The sequence below is a fragment of the Variovorax sp. P4_B11 genome (genome assembly GCF_056402355.1).
Genome location: NZ_JBFUHO010000001.1, coordinates 250884 through 271414, shown reverse-complemented (window position 1 = coordinate 271414; position 20531 = coordinate 250884). Strand labels below are relative to the sequence as shown.

20 protein-coding genes and 1 pseudogene are annotated in these 20531 nt (G+C 67.2%); 11 read left to right on the top strand and 10 right to left on the bottom strand.

Features of this window, described 5'->3' with window-relative positions; translation table 11 throughout:
• The first annotated feature begins 7 nt into the window (after positions 1-7).
• From AC1DYD_RS01430 to AC1DYD_RS01420, 3 genes are all read left to right on the top strand, one after another.
• Positions 8-415, top strand: a complete 408-nt coding sequence (locus AC1DYD_RS01430; RefSeq protein ID WP_478170951.1) for an RNA recognition motif domain-containing protein — start codon at positions 8-10, stop codon at positions 413-415.
• 151 nt (positions 416-566) lie between these two features.
• Positions 567-1055 (top strand): tripartite tricarboxylate transporter TctB family protein, encoded by a 489-nt coding sequence (locus AC1DYD_RS01425; RefSeq protein ID WP_478170950.1) that lies wholly within the window; start codon positions 567-569, stop codon positions 1053-1055.
• Positions 1056-1069: 14 nt separating this feature from the next.
• On the top strand, positions 1070-2581 hold the full coding sequence (locus AC1DYD_RS01420) for a tripartite tricarboxylate transporter permease (RefSeq protein WP_478094625.1): 1512 nt from the start codon (positions 1070-1072) through the stop codon (positions 2579-2581).
• A gap of 159 nt (positions 2582-2740) precedes the next feature.
• Here the strand turns inward: AC1DYD_RS01420 and AC1DYD_RS01415 are convergent, their stop codons facing one another.
• From AC1DYD_RS01415 to purT, 9 genes are all read right to left on the bottom strand, one after another.
• Entirely contained in the window at positions 2741-3913 is a 1173-nt protein-coding gene (locus tag AC1DYD_RS01415) for an ABC transporter substrate-binding protein (RefSeq protein ID WP_478170949.1), read from the bottom strand.
• Between the two features lie 34 nt (positions 3914-3947).
• Complete coding sequence (locus tag AC1DYD_RS01410) at positions 3948-5831, bottom strand: AMP-dependent synthetase/ligase (protein WP_478170948.1); 1884 nt, start codon at positions 5829-5831, stop codon at positions 3948-3950.
• The gene (locus AC1DYD_RS01405) at positions 5828-6601 is read right to left on the bottom strand and encodes an ABC transporter ATP-binding protein (protein ID WP_478170947.1); all 774 of its coding nucleotides are present in this window, start codon (positions 6599-6601) and stop codon (positions 5828-5830) included. Before AC1DYD_RS01405 ends, AC1DYD_RS01410 begins: the two co-directional genes overlap by 4 nt.
• Positions 6602-7094: 493 nt before the next feature.
• A complete protein-coding gene (locus AC1DYD_RS01400) occupies positions 7095-7907 on the bottom strand; it encodes an ABC transporter ATP-binding protein (protein WP_478170946.1) in 813 nt (270 codons plus the stop codon).
• The gene (locus AC1DYD_RS01395; protein ID WP_478170945.1) at positions 7904-8980 is read right to left on the bottom strand and encodes a branched-chain amino acid ABC transporter permease; all 1077 of its coding nucleotides are present in this window, start codon (positions 8978-8980) and stop codon (positions 7904-7906) included. The genes AC1DYD_RS01400 and AC1DYD_RS01395 overlap by 4 nt, the downstream gene beginning before the upstream one ends.
• Before the next feature lie 10 nt (positions 8981-8990).
• Complete coding sequence (locus tag AC1DYD_RS01390) at positions 8991-9866, bottom strand: branched-chain amino acid ABC transporter permease (RefSeq protein ID WP_478170944.1); 876 nt, start codon at positions 9864-9866, stop codon at positions 8991-8993.
• A gap of 101 nt (positions 9867-9967) precedes the next feature.
• Positions 9968-10711, bottom strand: a complete 744-nt coding sequence (locus AC1DYD_RS01385; RefSeq protein ID WP_478171097.1) for a helix-turn-helix transcriptional regulator — start codon at positions 10709-10711, stop codon at positions 9968-9970.
• Between the two features lie 246 nt (positions 10712-10957).
• Positions 10958-11899: an alpha/beta hydrolase gene (locus AC1DYD_RS01380; protein ID WP_478170943.1), complete on the bottom strand. Its 942-nt coding sequence runs from the start codon at positions 11897-11899 to the stop codon at positions 10958-10960.
• A gap of 26 nt (positions 11900-11925) precedes the next feature.
• Positions 11926-13128, bottom strand: coding sequence for a formate-dependent phosphoribosylglycinamide formyltransferase (purT, locus tag AC1DYD_RS01375; RefSeq protein WP_478170942.1), 1203 nt, complete (start codon positions 13126-13128; stop codon positions 11926-11928).
• A gap of 175 nt (positions 13129-13303) precedes the next feature.
• On the opposite strand from purT, the gene AC1DYD_RS01370 reads away from it, so the two are divergent.
• From AC1DYD_RS01370 to AC1DYD_RS01350, 5 genes are all read left to right on the top strand, one after another.
• Positions 13304-14152, top strand: a complete 849-nt coding sequence (locus AC1DYD_RS01370) for a 3-hydroxybutyryl-CoA dehydrogenase (RefSeq protein ID WP_478170941.1) — start codon at positions 13304-13306, stop codon at positions 14150-14152.
• Between the two features lie 34 nt (positions 14153-14186).
• Positions 14187-15002, top strand: a complete 816-nt coding sequence (locus tag AC1DYD_RS01365) for a crotonase/enoyl-CoA hydratase family protein (RefSeq protein WP_478170940.1) — start codon at positions 14187-14189, stop codon at positions 15000-15002.
• A 99-nt stretch (positions 15003-15101) separates the two neighbouring features.
• Positions 15102-15557, top strand: coding sequence for a MarR family winged helix-turn-helix transcriptional regulator (locus AC1DYD_RS01360; RefSeq protein WP_478170939.1), 456 nt, complete (start codon positions 15102-15104; stop codon positions 15555-15557).
• A 55-nt stretch (positions 15558-15612) separates the two neighbouring features.
• Complete coding sequence (locus AC1DYD_RS01355; protein ID WP_478170938.1) at positions 15613-16038, top strand: organic hydroperoxide resistance protein; 426 nt, start codon at positions 15613-15615, stop codon at positions 16036-16038.
• A gap of 96 nt (positions 16039-16134) precedes the next feature.
• The gene (locus AC1DYD_RS01350; RefSeq protein ID WP_478170937.1) at positions 16135-17274 is read left to right on the top strand and encodes a DUF2855 family protein; all 1140 of its coding nucleotides are present in this window, start codon (positions 16135-16137) and stop codon (positions 17272-17274) included.
• Here the strand turns inward: AC1DYD_RS01350 and AC1DYD_RS01345 are convergent.
• The gene (locus tag AC1DYD_RS01345) at positions 17267-17461 is read right to left on the bottom strand and encodes a hypothetical protein (RefSeq protein WP_478170936.1); all 195 of its coding nucleotides are present in this window, start codon (positions 17459-17461) and stop codon (positions 17267-17269) included. The two genes, AC1DYD_RS01350 and AC1DYD_RS01345, sit on opposite strands and share 8 nt — an antisense overlap.
• Before the next feature lie 331 nt (positions 17462-17792).
• Here AC1DYD_RS01345 and AC1DYD_RS01340 point away from each other — a divergent pair.
• The 3 genes and pseudogenes from AC1DYD_RS01340 to AC1DYD_RS01330 form a co-directional block, all read left to right on the top strand.
• A pseudogene (locus AC1DYD_RS01340) lies at positions 17793-18047 on the top strand (RpiB/LacA/LacB family sugar-phosphate isomerase); the annotation flags it as partial.
• Positions 18048-18058: 11 nt separating this feature from the next.
• Positions 18059-19537 (top strand): sugar ABC transporter ATP-binding protein, encoded by a 1479-nt coding sequence (locus AC1DYD_RS01335; RefSeq protein WP_478170935.1) that lies wholly within the window; start codon positions 18059-18061, stop codon positions 19535-19537.
• Positions 19537-20523, top strand: a complete 987-nt coding sequence (locus AC1DYD_RS01330) for an ABC transporter permease (protein WP_478170934.1) — start codon at positions 19537-19539, stop codon at positions 20521-20523. The genes AC1DYD_RS01335 and AC1DYD_RS01330 overlap by 1 nt, the downstream gene beginning before the upstream one ends.
• Positions 20524-20531 lie beyond the last annotated feature (8 nt).

Here is a 20531-nt window from a genome sequence, read left to right as displayed (position 1 = left end):
TCCCTCCATGGGCAAGAAACTCTACGTAGGCAACCTCGCCTACTCCATCCGCGACAACGACCTCGAGCAGGCTTTCAGCCAGTACGGTTCGGTCGCCAGCGCCAAGGTCATGATGGAACGCGACAGCGGTCGCTCCAAGGGCTTCGGCTTCGTCGAAATGGGCACCGACGCGGAAGCGCTGGCAGCCATCGAAGGCCTGAACGGCCAAGCACTCGACGGCCGCAGCCTGACCGTCAATGAAGCCCGTCCGATGGAGCCCCGTTCGCCCGGCGGCTTCGGCGGCGGCGGTGGTGGCCGCAGCGGTGGTGGCGGTGGCTACGGCGGCGGCGGTGGCGGCTACGGCGGCGGCGGTGGCGGCAACCGCAGCGGCGGTGGCGGCTACGGCGGCGGCGGCGGTGGCCGCGGCGGCTACTAAGCCCTCCCCTGCTTCCAGCTAGAAAGGCTCCTTCGGGAGCCTTTTTCGTTGGTGGGCGGAACCCGGTACGTGGAAGTCCGTACGGCCGTGGTCAGCTCACGGTCAGGTGCTGGCGACGACCCTCGAAGGCACATCAACGAGGGTCGAGACAATGCGCATCAAGAGTCAGGCTGACTTCTATTCGGGAGTCATGTTCACGGCGGTGGGGGCGGCGTTCGCCGTGGGCGCCACCACCTACAACATCGGCGACGGGGCCCGCATGGGGCCCGGCTACTTCCCGCTCATGCTGGGCATCCTGCTGGCCGTCCTTGGCGCCCTTGTCATGTTCCAGTCGCTGGTGGTCGAGACGGTCGACGGCGACCCGATCGGCAAATGGGCCTGGAAGCCGCTGTTCTTCGTCATCGTGGCCAACCTCGCCTTCGGCGTGCTGCTGGGCGGACTGCCGAGCATCGGCGTGCCGGCCATGGGCATGATCATCGCGATCTACGCGCTCACCATCATCTCCAGCCTCGCGGGCGAGCACTTCAAGCTGCGCGACGTGCTGGTTCTCTCGACCATCCTGGCGGCAGGCAGCTACGTGGCGTTCATCTGGGCGCTCAAGTTGCAGATCCAGGTCTGGCCCACCTTCATTTCGGGCTGAGGAGACCTTTCGCCATGGAACTGTTCCACAACCTCGCGATCGGCTTCGGCGTCGCCTTCACCTTTACCAACCTGCTGTACTGCCTGGTCGGCTGTATCCTGGGCACGCTGATCGGCGTGCTGCCGGGCATCGGCCCGGTCGCCACCATCGCGATGCTGCTGCCGGCGACCTACGCGCTGCCGCCGGTCTCCGCGCTGATCATGCTGGCCGGCATCTACTACGGCGCCCAGTACGGCGGCTCCACCACCGCCATCCTGGTCAACCTGCCGGGCGAATCGTCCTCGGTCGTGACCTGCATCGACGGCTACCAGATGGCGCGGCAGGGACGCGCGGGGCCCGCGCTGGCCGCGGCCGGCCTGGGCTCCTTCTTCGCCGGCTGCGTCGGCACGCTGATCCTGGCCGCCTTCGCGCCGCCGCTGACCGAGCTGGCCTTCAAGTTCGGCCCGGCCGAATATTTCTCGCTGATGGTGCTGGGCCTGATCGGCGCCGTGGTGCTGGCTTCGGGCTCGCTGCTCAAGGCGGTCGCGATGATCGTGCTGGGCCTGCTGCTCGGCATCGTCGGCACCGACGTCAACTCGGGCGTGGCGCGTTTCAGCTTCGACATCCCCGAACTCACGGACGGCATCGGCTTCGTGGTGATCGCCATGGGCGTATTCGGCTACGGCGAAATCATCGGCAACCTCTCGCAGCCCGACGAGGAACGCGAGGTGTTCACCTCCGAGGTCAAGGGCCTGTGGCCGACCAAGGACGACTTCAAGCGCATGACGCCCGCGGTGCTGCGCGGCACGGCGCTGGGCTCCGCGCTCGGCATCCTGCCCGGCGGCGGTGCGCTGCTGGCTTCGTTCGCGGCCTATGCGCTGGAAAAGAAGATCCGCATGCGGCCCGGCGAAGTACCCTTCGGCAAGGGCAACATCCGCGGCGTGGCATCGCCCGAGTCGGCCAACAACGCCGGCGCCCAGACCTCCTTCATCCCGCTGCTGACCTTGGGCATTCCGCCGAACGCCGTGATGGCGCTGATGGTCGGCGCGATGACGATCCACAACATCCAGCCCGGCCCGCAGGTCATGACCAGCAACCCCGAGCTGTTCTGGGGCCTGATCGCCTCGATGTGGATCGGCAACGCGATGCTGATCATCCTGAACCTGCCGCTGATCGGCATGTGGATCAAGCTGCTGACGGTGCCCTACAAGTTCCTGTTCCCGGCGATCGTGCTGTTCTGCGCGATCGGCGTGTACTCGACCAACAACAACACCTTCGACATCTGGATGGTGGCGGCCTTCGGCTTCATCGGCTATTTGTTCATCAAGCTCAGGACCGAGCCGGCGCCGCTGCTGCTGGGTTTCATCCTCGGGCCGATGATGGAAGAGAACCTGCGCCGCGCGCTGCTCCTGTCGCGCGGCACCTGGAGCGTGTTCGTGACGCGTCCGCTGTCGGCCGGGCTGCTGGTCGCGGCCTGCCTGCTGCTGGGGATCGTCTTGCTGCCGTCGATCAAGGCAAAGCGGGAAGAAGCTTTTGTAGAGGAATAGGCGTCGGCCGGAGAGCGGCGGTTCGCCTGTTCTTCGGTTGCGCGTAGCGCGCCTGTTCGTGGGCCGTCACGGAACCGGCTTCGCCGGGCCGTGGACGGCGCCCCCGGTAGGGGGTGGGCGCCCGACACGGAGTGCGGGCAACCTGGGGGCGAGCGACATCTACGGCGCCAGGTAATCCGACACCACCTTCCACTTGCCGTCGACGATCTGCGACAGGCGCGACTGGTCGTTGCCGAGCCGCTTGGTGGCGCTGAAGGTCATCTTCGAGCTGCCGAACATGTCGGGCTCGAAGGTGCTGCTGTCCATGGCCTTGATGAAGCTGTCGGTCGTCAGGTTCGGGCCGGCCTTGTTCGCTGCCTGGATGAAGGACTGCACGATCATGTAGCCGTAGACCGAGAACACGGTCGGGTCCTCGTTGAACTTGGTCTTGTACTTGTTGGCCCAAAAGCGCAGCGGCTGGGACTGCTCGTCGGTGTAGGGGTTCTGCACCGTCATGGTGGCGTAGATGCCGTCCATCGGCTTGCCGCCGAGCTTGTGGATCAGGTCGGTGTAGGCCGCGCTGGAGCCCAGGAAGGTCGGGTTGAAGCCGGTCTTGCGCGCCTCGCCGACGGTGCCGATGGTCTCGCGGATGATGGTGCCGAGCACCACCAGGTCGCAGTTGGCGGCCTTCATCTTGGCGACCTGGGACGAGAAGTCGGTGGCGCCGCGCTTGAAGGAGGTCTTCTCGGCCAGTTCCATGCCCGCGGCCTTGAGGCCGGCCTCGGCGCCGCGCTGCACCTCCAGGCCGAATTCGTCGTCCTGGTAGATGGTGCAGACCTTCTTGGCGCCCTTGTCCTTGATCATCCTCGGCAGCGCCACGCGGATCTGGTCGTAGTAGGTCGCGGCGAAGGAATACTTGAGCCGGTTGAGCGGCTCGTACATCTCGCGCGCCGCCGTGATCGGGAAGAAATTGACGATGTTCTTCTCGAACTGCACCGGCATCGCCGCCATGTTCTGGGCGGTGCCGATGTGGCCCGCCATGATGAAGATCTTTTCCTGGTTGACCAGCTTCTGCGCCGCCAGCACCGCCTTCTTGGGGTCGTAGCCCGAGTCCTCGACGAACAGCTTGAGCTTGCGGCCATGCACGCTGCCCTGCTCGTTGAGCTCGTCCACCGCAAGCTGCATGCCGTTGCGCGACTGCTTGCCGAAGCCGGCCAGCGGGCCGGAGAGGTCCTGGATCGTGCCGATGCGGATCTCGTCCTTGCTCACGCCCTGCTGCTGCGCGCTGGCCAGGCCGGCGCCCAGCGCGAGACCGGCCGCGGCGGCCAGGGGGAACAGTGTCTGGGTCTTCATACGGTTGTCTCCTCTAGGTGGTCGAATGAATGGGCTACGCGTACATGGCGTCGATGCGATCGGCGTACTTGGCCTGCACCAGCTTGCGCTTGAGCTTCATGGTCGGGGTCAGTTCCTCGTCCTCGGCGCTGAGCTGGGTCTCGAGCAGGAAGAACTTCTTGATCTGCTCGACCCGCGCGAACTTGGCATTGACGCGATCGAGTTCGGCCTGGATCAGGTCCTGGACCTCCTGCGCGCGCGTCAGGCTCTGGTAGTTGCTGAAGGGCACGTCGTGGTCCTGGGCGAATTTCTCGACGTTCTCCTGGTCGATCATGATGATCACGCTGAGGTAGGGCTTTGCATCGCCGATCACCACCGCGTCGGTGATGTAGGGGCTGAACTTGAGCTCGTTCTCGAGCTCGCTCGGCGTGATGTTCTTGCCGCCTGCCGTGATGATGATGTCCTTCATGCGGTCGGTGATGCGGAAATACCCCTCCGCGTCGACCGTGCCGACGTCGCCGGTGTGCAGCCAGCCCTCGGCGTCGATGGTCTCGGCGGTCTTCTCGGGCAGATTCAGGTAGCCCATGAAGACATTGGTGCCGCGCACCAGGATCTCGCCCGTAGCGGGATCCAGCCGCACCTCGTTGTAGCCCGCGGCCGGACCGATGGCGCCCGGCTTGATGCGCGCCGCCGGCACGCCGGTGGCGGCGCCGCAGGATTCGGTCATGCCCCAGACCTCCAGCATCGGCACGCCGAGCGCGAGGTACCACTTCACGAGCTCGGGCGAGATCGGCGCCGCGCCGGTGACGAGGAAGCGGGCGCGGTGGATGCCGATCAGCTTGCGCACGTTGTCCAGGGCCAGCCAGCGCGCGATGCGGAACTTGAGGCGCAGTACAGCGCCGACCGGCTGCCCGGCCAGCACGCGATCGGCGATCCGGGTGCCGACGCCGATGCTCCACGCATAGGCCGCCTGCTGCACGCGGCTGGCTTCCTTGAGCGCGATCATCACGCCCGAATAGAACTTCTCCCACACGCGCGGCACCGCGGTGAACACGGTGGGCGCGATCTCGCGCACGTTCTCGGGCACGGTCTCGGGGTTCTCGACGAAGTTGAGGATCGAGCCGGTGTACATCGCGAAGTACTCGCCGCCCATGCGCTCGGCGATGTGGCACAGCGGCAGGAAGCACATGCGCTCGTCGTGCTCGTCCTGCGCCACCAGCGTGTTGTAGCCGCGCGTCGTGTAGACCAGGCCGCGGTGGCTGTGCATCGCGCCCTTGGGCTTGCCGGTGGTGCCCGAGGTGTAGACCAGGATGGCCAGGTCCTCGGGCCGGCAGCCGGCGACGCGCTGCTCGAGCTGCTGCGGATGGGCCTTGATGTAGTCGCGGCCGAGCGCGCGCAGGGCGTCCAGGCTGATGACGTCGGCATCGTGCAGGTCGCGCAGGCCTTCCATGTCGAAGACCACGATCTTGCGCAGCAGCGGCAGGCCGGCGCGGACCTCGAGCGCCTTGTCGAGCTGCTCGTCGTCCTCGACGAAGAGCACGGTGGTGCGTGAGTCCTCGCAGAGGTAGTGCACCTGCGAGGCGGCATCGGTCGGGTAGATGCCGTTGGCCACGCCGCCGCAACTGAGCACCGCGAGATCGCACAGCACCCATTCGATGACCGTATTCGACAGGATCGACGCGCATTCGTGCGGCGCGAAGCCGATCGCCATCAGGCCACCGGCGATCTCGGCCACCGCGTCGGCGGTCTGCTTCCAGGTCCAGCTGCGCCAGATGCCGAGCTTTTTCTGCCGCATCCAGACGCTGTCGCCGCGCAGGCGGGCCGCGTTCCAGAACATCTCGGGCATGGTCTCCCCCGGGACCACGATGTCGGTGCGCGGCTGGATACGGCCCAGGTCCCAGAGGCCGGCAGGTGCCTTGGCGTGCATGGCTTGGCTCATCTCCAGGTCTTCTTCTTCTTCCAGCGCCGCTCGCCGCGCACGCCGTCGTCCTTGAGGCCGAGGTAGAACTCCTTGATGTCCTCTTTCTCGCGCAGCCGCTCGCAGGTGTCTTCCATGACGATGCGGCCGTTCTCGAGCACGTAGCCGTAGTCGGAGGCATTGAGCGCCATGTTGGCGTTCTGCTCGACCAAGAGGATGGTGGTGCCGCGCTCGCGGTTGATGCGCACCACGATCTCGAAGATTTCCTTGGTGAGCTTGGGCGAGAGGCCGAGGCTGGGCTCGTCGAGCAGGATCAGGTGCGGCGCGGCCATGATCGCGCGCGAGATGGCCAGCATCTGCTGCTGGCCGCCCGAGAGCAGGCCGGCGTCCTGCGTGGCGCGCTCCCTGAGGATCGGGAAGTAGCCGAACACGGTCTCGATGTCGCGGGCGACGCCGTCGCGGTCTTTGCGGGTGTAGGCGCCCATCAGGAGGTTGTCCTTGACCGACAGCAGCGGGAAGACTTCGCGGCCTTCCGGCACATGGCTGAGGCCCTGCTGGACGATGTGGGCCGGATCCTGCGCCGTGATGTTCCTGCCCTTGAACTCGATGCTGCCCTTGCGCGGGTCGATGATGCCCGAGATGGTCTTGAGGATGGTGGTCTTGCCGGCGCCGTTGGAGCCGAGCACCGTGGCGATCTCGCCGGCGCGCACCTTGAGGCTGACGCCGCGGATGGCCTTGATGGGGCCGTAGGCGCTCTCGACGTTGAGGAGCTGGAGGACGGTGTCGGTCATGACGCTCGTCCTTCACGTCCGGGGTGGCGGCGGCGGGCGGTATGCCCTGGGCCGGCCGACGTCACCGGCCGCTTCGCGGCTGCCCTGCGCTGCTCGCGGTACGCGGGGTCTCGCTCAAACTCGCTTCGCTCAAACAGTCGCGAGCCCTGATCCGCGTACCGCTGCGCTGCTCGGCGGTGCCTCAACGGCCGGCCCAGGGCATACCGCCCACCGCCGTGGACAGGTTGGGGTTGCATTGCAAAGCCGGAAGCGCAGGGGCTGCTCGCACACCCCCGAAGCCCGGCATGCGGTGCGGGACGGGCGATCCCCTCTGCGCCGCTGAGCAGCGCAGCCTTTCGCGGATCAGGGCTCGCGACTGTCTGAGCCGAAGGCGAGTTTGAGCGAGACCCCGCGAAAGGCGAGCAGCGCAAGGGAGCCCGAAGGGCCGGCGCAGTGGGGTCGTTCGGCCCGTACCGCGTGCCGGGCGCCCGTCCCAAAGACAAAGAAGAAGACATCAAGCACCCCTCCGCAAGCTGCTCACGTCATCCACCGTCCCCAGGTACGCCTCGACCACGCGCACATCCGACTGCACCTCCAAAGGCGTCCCCGAAGCCAGCGCCTCCCCCATGTTCATCGCCAACACCCGGTCCGACACCTTCGACACCAGCGACATGTCGTGCTCCACCATCAGCACCGAGATGCCGAGCTCCTGCTGGATGTCCTGGATCCAGAACGCCATGTCGGCGGTCTCCTCCATGTTCAATCCAGACGACGGTTCGTCCAGCAACAGCAGCTTGGGCTCGGTGCACAGCGCGCGCGCCAGCTCGACCACCTTGCGTACGCCATAGGGCAGCCCCGCGACCATCGAATCGCGGTGGTGCTGCAGGTCGAGCAGGTCGATCACCTGCTCGGCCTTCTCGCGCGCCTGGATCTCGGCGCGGCGGGTGGCGGAGGTGAAGAACAGCTCGCTCCAGAAGCCGGTCTGGCGGTGCGTGTGGCGGCCGATCAGCAGGTTGTGCAGCACGGTCGCATGTTCGAACAGCTCGATGTTCTGGAAGGTGCGCGCAATGCCGAGCGCCGCGATCTCGTGCGGCGCCTGCTCGGTCAGCGCCAGCGGCGCAGCGCCGCCATGCCAGACGATCTCGCCGGTGGTCGGCGTGTAGATGCGGCTGATCAGGTTGAACACCGTGGTCTTGCCGGCGCCGTTGGGACCGATCAGCGTGAAGACCTCGCCGCGGCGAACCTCGAAGCTGACCTTGTTGACCGCCAGCACGCCGCCGAAGCGCACGCTCAGGTCCTTGGCGGAAAGCAGGATGTCGGCGCTCATCTCAAGCGGTCCGATTTGGTGAACGACTTCTGCCGCTTGAACAGGCCACGGCGATAGAACGGGAACAGCTGCAGCCAGGTGCGCACCTTGAGCCATCGCCCGTAGAGGCCGAGCGGCTCGAACAGCACGAAGGCGATCAGCACCAGGCCGTAGACCAGGCCCTGCAGGCCCGGCGCCTGGCCGATCGCGGCCGGCAGCCAGTCCTTGGCCGACGCGATCAGCTGCGGCATCGCGATCAGGAAGATCGCGCCCAGGAAGGCGCCATGCACCGAGCCCAGCCCGCCGATCACCACCAGCAGCAGCAGGTCGATCGACTGCAGGATGTTGAACTGGTCGGGCGAAATGAAGCTCAGCTTGTGGGCGTACAGCGCGCCGCCGAGCCCGGCCAGCGCGGCCGAGATCGCGAAGGACATCGTCTTGTAGCGCGCCAGGTGGATGCCCATGCTCTGCGCCGAGATCTCGGAATCGCGAATGGCGACGAAGGCGCGGCCGGTGGGCGAGCGCAGCAGGTTCAGGATGGCCAGCGTGCACAGCACCGCGATGACCAGGCACACCAGGTAGAAGCTCTCGCTCGAGTTCAGCTCCCAGCCGAACAGGCTCGCCGGCTTCACGTGCAGCCCCGAGTTGCCGCCGGTGACGCTCTCCCAGCGCGCGAACACCTCCTCGACGATGAAGCCGAAGGCCAGCGTCGCGATGCCGAGGTAGATGCCCTTGACGCGCAGGGCCGGCAACGCCACCACCACGCCGACCGCCGCCGACAGCGCCGCGGCCGCGACCAGCGCGATCGGGAACGGCACCCCCATGTTGCTCAGCACCGCCTGCGTGTAGGCCCCGGTGCCGAGGAAGGCCGCGTGGCCGATCGAGAACTGGCCCGTGAAGCCGGCCAGCAGCATCAGGCCGAGGCCGACGATGCCGTAGATCAGCACGAAGGTCAGCTGCGCCAGCCAGTACTCGGGCACCACCCACGGCGCCGCGATCAGCGCCACGCCGAGCAGGCTGTACCAGAACACGTGGCCGCCGTGCTTGGCGAGATCGATGTCCTGCGTGTAGCTGGTCTTGAAGATGTAGCGCATGAAGAACGGCCTAGACTTTCTTGCGCAGTTTTTCGCCAAAGAGGCCGTTGGGCTTCACCATCAGCATCACAAGCACCACGATGTAGGGCGCCGTGTCCTTGAAGCCGTCGGGCAGGTAGAAGCCCGCGAACGATTCGACGATGCCGATCGCCAGGCCGCCGACGATCGCGCCCGGCAGGCTGCCGAAGCCGCCCACCACCGCGGCCGGAAAGGCCTTGAGGCCGATGAAGCCCATGTTGGCGTGCACGAAGGTGATCGGCGCCAGCAGCATGCCGGCGATCGCCGCCACCGCCGCGGCCAGTCCCCACACCAGTCCGTTGAGGCGCTTCACCGGAATGCCCATGTAGTAGGCCGCGAGCTGGTTCTGCGACGAGGCCTGCATCGCGATGCCGAGCTTGCTGTAGCGGAACATCGCGAACAGCAGGCCGCAGAGCACTGCAGTGGCGACGATGATGGCCAGCTGCTCGAGGTTGACGACCAGTTCGCCGAGCTTCCAGATCTGGTCCTTGTAGGGCACCGGCAGCGTGTGGGTCTCGGTGCCGATGCCCGGGATCATCGTGACCAGCCCGCGCGCCACGTAGCCGATGCCGATGGTCAGCATCACGATCGAGAACTGTGGCTGGCCCAGGATCGGACGGATCACGACCAGTTCGAGCAGCACGCCGAGGGCGACCATCGCCGCCACCGCCAGCAGCGCGGCCAGCCAGAAGGGCAGCCCGAACAGCGACATGCCGGCGAAGGCGCAGAAGGCGCCGACCATCATGAGCTCGCCCTGCGCGAAGCTCACGGTCTCGGTGGCCTTGTAGATCAGCACGAAGCCCAGAGCGATCAGGCCATAGATGCAGCCTTGTGCGATGCCCGAGAGCAGGAGCTGAAGTATTTGCAAGTAGGTCTCGTTCGGGTTTCGCGGTTTATAGCGGTGACTCGCCCCCGCGACGCAGAGGGTTGTCCCGCATCGGCTTCTTCACGCGGCGCTCCGCGCGCGCTTCATTGGTGCACGGCGAGCCGCCGCGATCCGGCCAGGATGTCGCTGGGACGCAGGCCGTAGACCTGCCGGATCGAGTGGCTGAAATGGGTCGAGTCGGGATAGCCGGTGTCGAGCGCGATGTCGGTCAGCGTGCTGCTCTGGCGCACATGGCGCAGCAGGCTGCGGGCGCGCTTCCAGGCCCGGAAGGCGCGGAAGGTCAGGCCGGTCTCCTGCTTGAACAGATGCAGGAAGCGGGAGAACGAGAGCCCCACCGAGGCGGCGCATTGCTCGGCCGAGGTGGGCGCCGCCGGATCGGCGTTGATGCATTCGATCACCTCGCGGATGCGGGCGTCGAGCGGCCGCGACGCCAGCGGCGCACCGAAGAACAGCGTGTCGAAATCGAAGCGGTCGAAGCTCTCGCGTCCCGAGGCCTCGGCCAGTTGCACGTGCACGTCGCGCACGCGCTGCACGAAGGCCGGCGCATCGGCTGGCCCGCAGTGCCGGAGGAAATCCGGCAAGCGGGCCGGGTCGACGAATTCGGGTTCGACCAGCAGATTCAGGATGCTGCGGTGCTCGGTCTCGATCTGGTGCGGCACCAGGGGCGGTACCACCATCAGCTCGCCGCTCTGCCAGGCGCCGCCGCCGATGCGAATCCGCAGCACCGCACCGACGGGCGAAAGATAGACGCCGTGTCCGCCCATGCTGCGCTCCGTGGCTGCGCCCAGCAGGCCGGCGTAGAACACGCGCTGCGAGGTGATCCACATGAGGCGCTCGTCGCGGTGATCGCCGCGCGGCGTGTGCTTCGCTTGCCTGCTGACCAATGCCGTCTCCTCCGCTCGTCGACGGACGGACCGCGGCCGGCGTCGACATCGACTGATCGTAGAGTGGACGGCGCCGGTCGTGTCGGCGATGACGCGGGGACTTTCCCTTAGGCCGCCGCCGGGCCGCCCCAAGGCGGCCTGCGCCCCCTCGGGGGGCAGCGACCCACACGCAGTGGGGAAGCGTGGGGGTCAGGGTCGGAGGGCCCGGCGCAATTCGGCGGCGCACATCGAGACGGCGGCGTTGGCCTCGTCGAGCAGCCGGCCCATCGTGATGAAGCCGTGGATCTGGCGTTCGAAGCAGATGTAGCTCGTGCGGTTGCCGGCGGCGGTGAGCGCGCGCGCATAGTCCAGGCCTTCGTCGCGCAGCGGGTCGTAGCCGGCGGTCAGCACCAGGGCCGGCGGCAGGCCCGCGAGGTCCTCGCGCAGCAGCGGCGAGGCGCGCCAGTCGAGGTCGTGCGCCGCATCGGTGATGTACTGGTCGTGGAAATAGCGGATCGTGTCGGCGGTCAGCACGTAGCCCTGGCCGTTGCTGACATGCGAGGGATGGACGCGGCGCATGTCGGTCGCCGGATAGATGAGCAGCTGGTAGGCGATGGGCAGGTCGCCGGCGTCGCGGGCCGCGATCGCGGCCACGGCCGCCAGGTTGCCGCCGGCGCTGTCGCCGCCGACCGCGAGGCGGCCGGGATCGACGCCGAGTGCCCCAGCCTGCCGGCGAACCCAGCGCGTGGCCGCGAGCACATCGTCGACCGCCGCCGGAAAGCGATGCTCGGGGCCCATGCGGTAGTCGACCGCCACCACGGCGCAGCCCGACAGGTTGCAGAGCTCGCGGCACAGCGTGTCGTGGGTGTCGAGGTCGCCGATGGTCCAGCCGCCGCCGTGGTAGTACACCAGCACCGGCAGGACGGCAGGGGCCGCGGCGCCCAGGGGCCGGTAGAGCCGCATCGGGATCGCGCCCTGCGGCGCCTCGGCCCGAAGTTCGCGCACCTCGGCCACCTCGCCGGGATCGGGCTGCGTCAGGGCCCGCCGCTCGCGGTAGAACTTGCGGGCGTCGGCCGGCGTCAGCGTGTGCGTCGGCGGCACGCCGCGCTGCACGAGGAGGTCGATGAAGGCCTGGGCTTGGGGATGCAGCATCAGAGTGGCTCCGACAATGGAGAAGATCAGGCTTGTCTTGGCTTCACGCGCGAGGCCGCTTCCTTGGCGTTGCGGCGCGCGGTGTCGATGTCGGCCGCATGCGCCAGCGCCACGCCCATGCGCCGCTTCGTGAAGCTCTCGGGCTTGCCGAACAGCCGCAGGTCGACGCCCGGCACCGCCAGCGCTTCGGCCACGCCGTCGAAGACGATGCCGGTGGCATCGACGCCGCCGTAGACCACGGCACTGGCGCCCGGGCTCTTGAGCGTGGTGTCGACCGGCAGCCCGAGGATCGCCCGGGCATGCAGCTCGAACTCGTTCTGCCACTGGGTCGCCATCGTCACCATGCCGGTGTCGTGCGGCCGCGGGCTGACTTCGCTGAACCAGACCTGCTCGCCCTTGACGAACAGCTCGACGCCGAACAGGCCCTGGCCGCCGAGGTCGGCGGTCACGGCCTGCGCGATCTGCTGCGCCTTCTGCAGGGCGGCGGGCGCCATCGGGTGCGGCTGCCAGCTCTCGACATAGTCGCCGCTCACCTGCACGTGGCCGATCGGCTCGCAGAACTGCGTCCGCACCACGCCGGTGCCGTCGAGGGAGCGCACGGTCAGCAGCGTGATCTCGTAGTCGAAGTCGATGAAGCCCTCGACGATCACCCGGCCGTGGCTGACCCGGCCGCCGGCCATGGCGTAGTCCCAGGCCTTGCGCACATCGGCCGGGCCGTCGATCTTGCTCTGGCCCTTGCCCGAGCTGCTCATCACGGGCTTGACGATGCAGGGATAGCCGATGCCCGCGTCGATCGCGGCTTGCAACTCGGCCAGTGAATCGCAGAACTTGTACGGGCTGGTCGGCACGCCCAGCGTCTCGGCGGCCAGCCGGCGGATGCCCTCGCGGTCCATCGTGAGGCGGGCCGCCCGTGCGGTCGGAATGACGCGCACCACGCCGGCGTCCTCCAGCTGCTGCAGCATCGGCGTCGCGATGGCCTCGATCTCGGGCACCACCAGCTGCGGCTTCTCGGCCTCGATCAGCGCCTTCAGCTGGTTCGGGTCGCTCATGGTGATGGTGCGGGCGTGGTGCGCGACCTGCTGGCCGGGCGCGTTGTCGTAGCGGTCGACCGCGATGGTCTCGACGCCGAGGCGCTGGAGGGCGATCAGCACCTCCTTGCCGAGCTCGCCGGAGCCGAGCAGCATCACGCGGGTGGCGGTAGGGGAAAGGGGCGTGCCGAGGGTGGTCATGGGTCGGTTCGTGGCGGGGAGGATGAACGCGGCACTTTAAATCACTCGCGCCGCATTCGGCACTGTCACGGACGGCAACGCGGGCGGCCGCGCTCTGTTCCACAATCTCCGCCACGGGATGTCGTCCGCGGGCGGCGCCCTCCTCTTTCATTCTTCAGTTCAAGGAGCATTTCTCATGGCAATCCAGACGGTCGGCATCATTGGCGCGGGCACGATGGGCAACGGCATCGCCCAGGCCTGCGCTGTCGCAGGCGTCAACGTGGTCATGGTCGACATCGCGCAGGCCGCGGTCGACAAGGGCGTCGCCACGGTGGCGGGCAGCCTCGACCGCCTGATCAAGAAGGACAAGCTCACGGCGGCCCAGAAGGACGCCGCGCTGGCGCTGATCAAGGGCTCGACGAACTACGACGACCTGAAGTCGGCCCAGCTGGTGATCGAGGCCGCGACCGAGAACCACGCGCTCAAGCTCAAGATCCTCCAGCAGGTCGATGCGCTGCTGGCGCCCGAGGTGATCATTGCGTCGAACACTTCGTCGATCTCGATCACGCAGCTGGCCGCCGCGACCTCGCGCGCCGACCGCTTCATCGGCATGCATTTCTTCAACCCGGTGCCGATGATGGCGCTGGTCGAGATCATCCGCGGCTACCTGACCAGCGACGCGACGCACGACGCCGTGAAGGAGCTGGCGGTGAAGCTCGGCAAGTCGCCGATCACGGTGAAGAACTCGCCGGGCTTCGTGGTGAATCGCATCCTGGTGCCGATGATCAACGAGGCCTTCTTCGTGCTGGCCGAAGGCGTCGCCACCGCCGAGGACATCGACGCCGGCATGAAGCTCGGCTGCAACCAGCCGATCGGCCCGCTGGCGCTGGCCGACATGATCGGGCTCGACGTCTGCCTGGCGGTGATGGAGGTCTACCTCGATCAGTTCGGCGACTCGAAGTATCGCCCGTGCCCGCTGCTGAAGGAAATGGTCGCGGCCGGTCAGCTCGGCCGCAAGACCCAGCGCGGCGTGTACAGCTACTGATACGCCGACAAGATCAGAGAAGGAGACAAGCCCGATGACCACCACACCGACCCACCCGCCCGCCGAAGGCTGCATCGACACCCAGGTGCTCGACCACGTGCTGCTGATCGGCATCAACCGGCCCGCCAAGCGCAACGGCTGGACGCCGCCGATGTTCAGGCAGCTCGCCGAGGCCTACACCCGGCTCGACGACGACCCCGGGCTGCGCGTGGGCGTGCTGCACGCCTTCGGGGATCATTTCACGGCCGGCCTGGACCTGCCGGCCGTGGCCGAGTACATGCGGCGCGGCGAGAAGGCGGTCCCGCAGGGGCTGGTCGAGCCGCACGACTTCGGCATGGCCGGCTACCGCCGGCGCACCAAGCCGATGGTGGTGGCGGTCAAGGGCATCTGCTTCACGGTCGGCATCGAGCTGATGCTCGGCGCCGACATCGTGGTGGCGGCCGACAACTGCCGTTTCTCGCAGATGGAGGTGCAGCGCGGCATCATGGCCACCGGCGGCGCGACGCTGCGGATGGCCGAGCGCGCGGGCCTCGGCAACGCGATGCTGCACCTGCTCACGGCCGACGAGTTCGACAGTGCCGAGGCCTTCCGCCTCAACTTCGTGCAGCGGGTGGTGCCGGCCGGCCAGGAGTTCGACGAGGCGCTGCGCATCGCGCAGCGGATCGCGGCCCAGGCGCCGCTGGCGGTGGTCGCGACCCGGCTCAACGTCATCAAGGCGATCGAACAGGGGCCGCTGGCGGCGGTCGAGGAGTTCATCCCGGTGCAGCAGCGCCTCGCGAACAGCAAGGACGCGGCCGAAGGCGTGCGCTCCTTCGTCGAACGCCGGCCCGCGCGCTTCAGCGGCCGTTGACGCAGCGGCTTCGGCCCCCTGGCGGAGGCCGAAGCAGGAAAGACCCTGCGGCGCCAAATTGTATTGCGCACAATTCAATTGCTCGCTATACTTCGCTCCATGCCCGCCGCAACGATCCCCACCGACGACCTGCTGAAGCTGGACAACCAGCTCTGCTTCGCGGTGTATTCCGCCTCGCTCGCGATGACGCGGCTGTACAAGCCGCTGCTCGAGAAGCTCGGCCTCACCTACCCGCAGTACCTGGTGCTGCTGGTGCTATGGGAGCACGACGGGCTCACGGTCTCCGAAGTCGGCGAGCGGCTGTCGCTCGACTCGGGCACGCTGACGCCGCTGCTCAAGCGGCTCGAGGCCAATGGCCTGGTGGCGCGCATCCGCGACGTCGCCGACGAGCGCCGCGTGCATGTGAATCTCACGGCCGCAGGCCGAAAGCTCAAGGCGCGCGCCGCCGACGTGCCGGGCTGCCTGATTTCCGCCTCGGAGTGCTCGGTGCCCGAACTCATTTCGCTGACCAAGCAGATCCAGTCCTTGCGCGACCGCGTCAAGAAGGCCGCTTGAGGCCAGCGCCACTTTTCCGTTTCCCTCCTCCCTCCACCACTGCAAAGGAATCACCATGACCACCAAGCTCGACAAGGTTCTCTACACCGCCCAAGCCCACACCATCGGCGGCCGCGACGGCGCCGGCAAGTCCAGCGACGGCGCGATCGACGTCAAGCTCAGCCCGCCCGGCTCGGGCAAGCCGGGCACGAACCCCGAGCAGCTGTTCGCGGTCGGCTACGCCGCCTGCTTCATCGGCGCCATGAAGGCCGTCGGTCCGAAGATCAGCGTCAAGGTGCCGGACGACGTCGCCATCGACTCCAGCGTTTCGCTCGGCCCGATCAACGAAGGCAAGGCCTACGGCATCGCGGTCAAGCTCGCGATCACGCTGCCGGGCCTCGACGACGCGCAGAAGAAGCTGCTGGTCGAGACCGCGCACCAGGTCTGCCCGTACTCGAACGCCACCCGCGGCAACATCGACGTCGAACTGTCGATCGCCTGATCGACCGATAGCGCCAGCCCGGCCCGGCGTCGCCTGCGCGACGGCGGCCGGGCTTTTCTTCATGCGCTCGACGCAGGTCTGCGCTAATGTTTCTGGATGAGCACAGAACTATTGCTGATCCGCAAGGACGACCTGACTTCCACCCGCCTGCGCAGCAGCGCCGACGAGCGGCTGGCCGACGGGCAGGTGCGCGTACGCATCGACAGCTTCGCACTCACGTCGAACAACATCACCTATGCCGCCTTCGGCGAGGCGATGAGCTACTGGCAGTTCTTCCCGAGCGGCGAGGAGGGCTGGGGCAGCATCCCGGTATGGGGTTTCGCGACCGTGTCGCACTCGCTGCATCCGGGGGTCGCGGTGGGCGAGCGGCTGTACGGCTACTTCCCGATGGCCTCGGCCGCGGTGCTGACGCCCTCACGGCTCTCGCCCGAACGCTTCACCGACGCCGCGGCGCACCGCAGCGCCCTGCCCGCGGTCTACAACCAGTACTTCCGCTGCAAGTCCGATCCGCTCTACACCGCCGGCACCGAGGACATCCAGGCGCTGCTGCGGCCGCTGTTCATCACCTCGTGGCTGATCGACGACTTCCTCGACGACAACGATTTCTTCGGCGCCCGTCCGGGTGCCGCGCTGCTGTCCAGCGCATCGAGCAAGACCGCCTACGGCACGGCTTTCCAACTGGCGCAGCGCGAGGGCATCGAGGTGATCGGCCTGACCTCGGCCGCCAACAAGGCCTTCTGCGAGAGCCTGGGCTGCTACCACCGGGTGCTGGCCTACGAGGAACTCGACCAGGTGGCGGCCGACACGCCCTGCGTCTACGTCGACTTCGCGGGCAACGGGGCGCTGCGGCGGGCGATTCACACCCGCTTCACGAACCTGAAGCACAGCGCATCGATCGGCGGCACGCACGTCGACCAGCTGGCGGCCAGCGGGTCCGGCAAGGATCTGCCGGGGCCTCGCGCGACCCTCTTCTTCGCGCCGGCGCAGATCAAGAAGCGGACCGCCGAGTGGGGTGGCGAGACCTTCGGGCAGCGGATGGTCCAGGCGTGGCATGCATTCATTGCGCGGGTTGGGGATGCGCAGGCACCATGGCTGCGGGTCGCGCGGCACCAGGGCGCGGCCGAAGTGCAAGCTGCCTACAACGAAGTTCTGGCGGGTCGGGGGGATCCTCGCGTGGGCCACATCCTTTCGCTGGCCGAGTCGGCGACCGACCAGCGCCCCCAGGCTGTCAAGTGAGCAAAACCTCGACGCCCTTTGCTTCCACCAGCTGAAGCAGCTTGGCGGCGGCGCCCGTTCCGGGCGCGATGACGAAGTTGGCCTTGCCCCCGGCCCTCGTCGCCGCGCGGCACTGAAGCCACGTCATCGTTTCCTTTCCGGGCTCCGGCAGTTCGCGTTGGTGGACGACTCTGGGGTTGTCACGCAACGCACGCACTGCGCGACGGTGCGCCGCCAGCCCCCCCCGATACGGCTGCCGGCCATGTGGCCCCTTGTTTGTGCCGAAGCGGCGAATCCCAGGCACTATCTTGATCAAAGAGTCATTAGTTGTACAAATGATCATTTCAAAACAAGGACATGTCAGACTAATTCTCTATTTCATCGGCATTTCTCCAGATATCAAGGCAAATATTCATATATCTTTATCAATTTCAATGATCATTTGATCTACGTATTGACAATAGATCAAAGAAAGCAATACTCCATTTCGCTCGCACCCATCCATCGATCACGGTCGAGCGACCAGGGAGACAAGAAAAATGAATGTGGCGATCGGCTGCGACGGCGCGGCTTCGGGGCTCAAGACCTTGCTGATGGCGCACCTGCGCGCGCAAGGCCATCAACTCACCGACTTCGGCACCCACGGTGAGGAAGACGCGCTCTACCCGGACATCGGCATCGCGGTCGCCGAAGCGGTCGCCAACGGCAAGCATGAGCGAGCGATCCTGCTCTGCGGAACCGGCATCGGCATGGCCATCTCGGCCAACAAGGTGGCCGGCATCCGCGCCGCGCAGGCGGACGCCCCATGAACACCCCCCTGCTCAAGGCCGAAGGGGTTGCCAAGCGCTTCGGCGGCGTACCAGCCCTCATCGACGGCCGCCTCACGCTGGAACGGGGCAGCGTCCACGCCCTGTGCGGCGGCAACGGCGCGGGCAAGTCGACCTTCCTCAACATCCTCATGGGCATCCTGCGGCGGGACGGCGGCAGCGTCCGGGTCAGGGACCAGCTGGTCGACTTCCAGGGACCCGACGACGCGCTGCGCGCGCGCATCTCGATCATCACGCAGGAGCTCTCGCCGATTCCGGGCATGAGCGTCGCCGAGAACATCTATCTCGGCCGCGAGCCCCGGCGCCTCGGCGTCGTCGTGGACTACGCGCGCCTCTTCGCGATCGCCGGTGCCTTGATGGATCGCCTGGCCTTCGACATCGACCCGCGCGCACCGATGCACCGCCTGAGCTTGGCGCAAACCCAGTTGGTCGAGATCGCCAAGGCCTTCAGCCACGACAGCGAGATCATCATCATGGACGAGCCGACCTCGGCCATCGGCGAGCGCGAGACCGAGGTGCTGTTCGATGCCATTCGCAGCCTCACCGCCCATGGCGCCGGCATCGTCTACGTATCGCATCGGCTGTCGGAGATCTTCCGAATCGCCGATCGCTACACGGTGTTCCGCGACGGCGCCTTCGTCGAGAGCGGCCTGATCGGCGACATCGACCGCAACCACCTGGTCAGCACCATCGTCGGCCGGACGCTGAAGCCGGCCGAAAAGGCACGCCGCGCGCCCGGCGCGCCGGTGCTCCAGACCATCGCGCTGGGGCGCCACGGAGAGTTCTCGGACATCTCGCTGACCGTCCACAAGAACGAGGTGCTGGGGATCTACGGCCTGATGGGCGCGGGACGCAGCGAGTTCCTCAACTGCATCTACGGCCTGAGCAAGCCGCAGCATGGCGAGATCAAGCTATGCAGCAGGAGGCTCGCGACGGGAAGCCCTTCGCGCAGCATCGCGGCCGGGCTCTCCCTGGTCACCGAGGACCGCAAGGAGACCGGGCTCGTCCTGACCAGCTCCATCGCCATGAACATCGCGCTGTCGGCCTACCGGCGCATGACGACGCTGTCGCTGGTCCACACCGACGAAGCCCGCAAGCTGGTGACGACGATGGTCGAGCGCATGCGCATGAAGACCCGCTCGACCGAGCTGCCGGTCTCGTCCATGAGCGGCGGCAATCAGCAGAAGGTGGTGCTCGCGCGCTGCTTCTCGACAGCGCCGATGTGCCTGATGTGCGACGAGCCGACGCGGGGCATCGACGAAGGCGCCAAGCAGGAGGTCTATCGCCTGCTGGACGCGTTCGCACAGTCCGGCGGCGCGGTGCTGCTGGTGTCGTCGGAGGCCCAGGAAGTCCTGGATGTCAGCGACCGCATCGCGATCTTCAAGGCGGGTTGCCTGGTTGCCGTCGTCGACGCCGACCACGCCACTCAAGAGCAACTGCTTCACCTGGCCTCGTGATGACCCACAACACCCTCTCCTTGCCCACCGGCGCCAGCCGCGATGCGCTGAGCCTGCGCGAGCTCTACGCCCGCTACGGCATCCTCGCCGCCCTGCTCGGGGTCTGCATCGCGCTGTCCTTCGCCAACGAGTTCTTCATGACCTGGGGCAACTGGGCCGACATCCTGCGCCAGACCTCCATCAACGGCATCCTGGCCGTCGGCATGACCTACGTGGTGCTCACCGGCGGCATCGACCTGTCGGTCGGCGCCATCCTGGCCTTCTCGGGCATCGTCAGCGCCTGGCTGGTCGCGAGCGGCGGCTCCTATGGCGTGACCGCCAGCGTGCTCGCGGGGCTCGGAGTCGGCCTGTCGCTGGGCGCAGTCAATGGCCTGCTCATCGCACACTTCTCCGTGCCGCCCTTCGTCGCGACGCTGGGCATGCTCAGCGCGGCGCGCGGCTTCACCTACATCTTCAACGACGGCATGCCGGTCTCCGACCTGCCGCCCGCCTTCCTCGCGATCGGCGACGCCCGCGTCGGCGGCGTGCCTTTGCCGATCCTGATCTTCGCGGCGGTCATCGGCGTCTTCTGGTTCGTGCTGCGCTACACCATCTACGGGCGCTACATCTATGCGGTCGGCGGCAACGTGAAGAGCGCCAAGACCAGCGGCATCGGCACCCGCAAGGTGGTGTTCGCGGTCTACGCGGTGAGCGGGCTGCTGGCCGGACTGGCCGGTATCCTGCTCGCCGCCAGAACCACGGCCGCGCTGCCCCAGGCCGGCATCTCGTACGAGCTCGACGCGATCGCCGCGGTGGTCATCGGCGGCACCAGTCTTTCGGGCGGCACCGGATCGCTGGCAGGCACCCTGCTCGGCGCACTGCTGATCGGCGTCATCAACAACGGCTTGAATCTGCTGGGTGTCTCGTCTTACTACCAGCAGGTGATCAAGGGCGTGATCATCGTCGGCGCCGTGCTGCTCGACACCTCGCGCAAGAAGAATACGTAGGCGTTTTT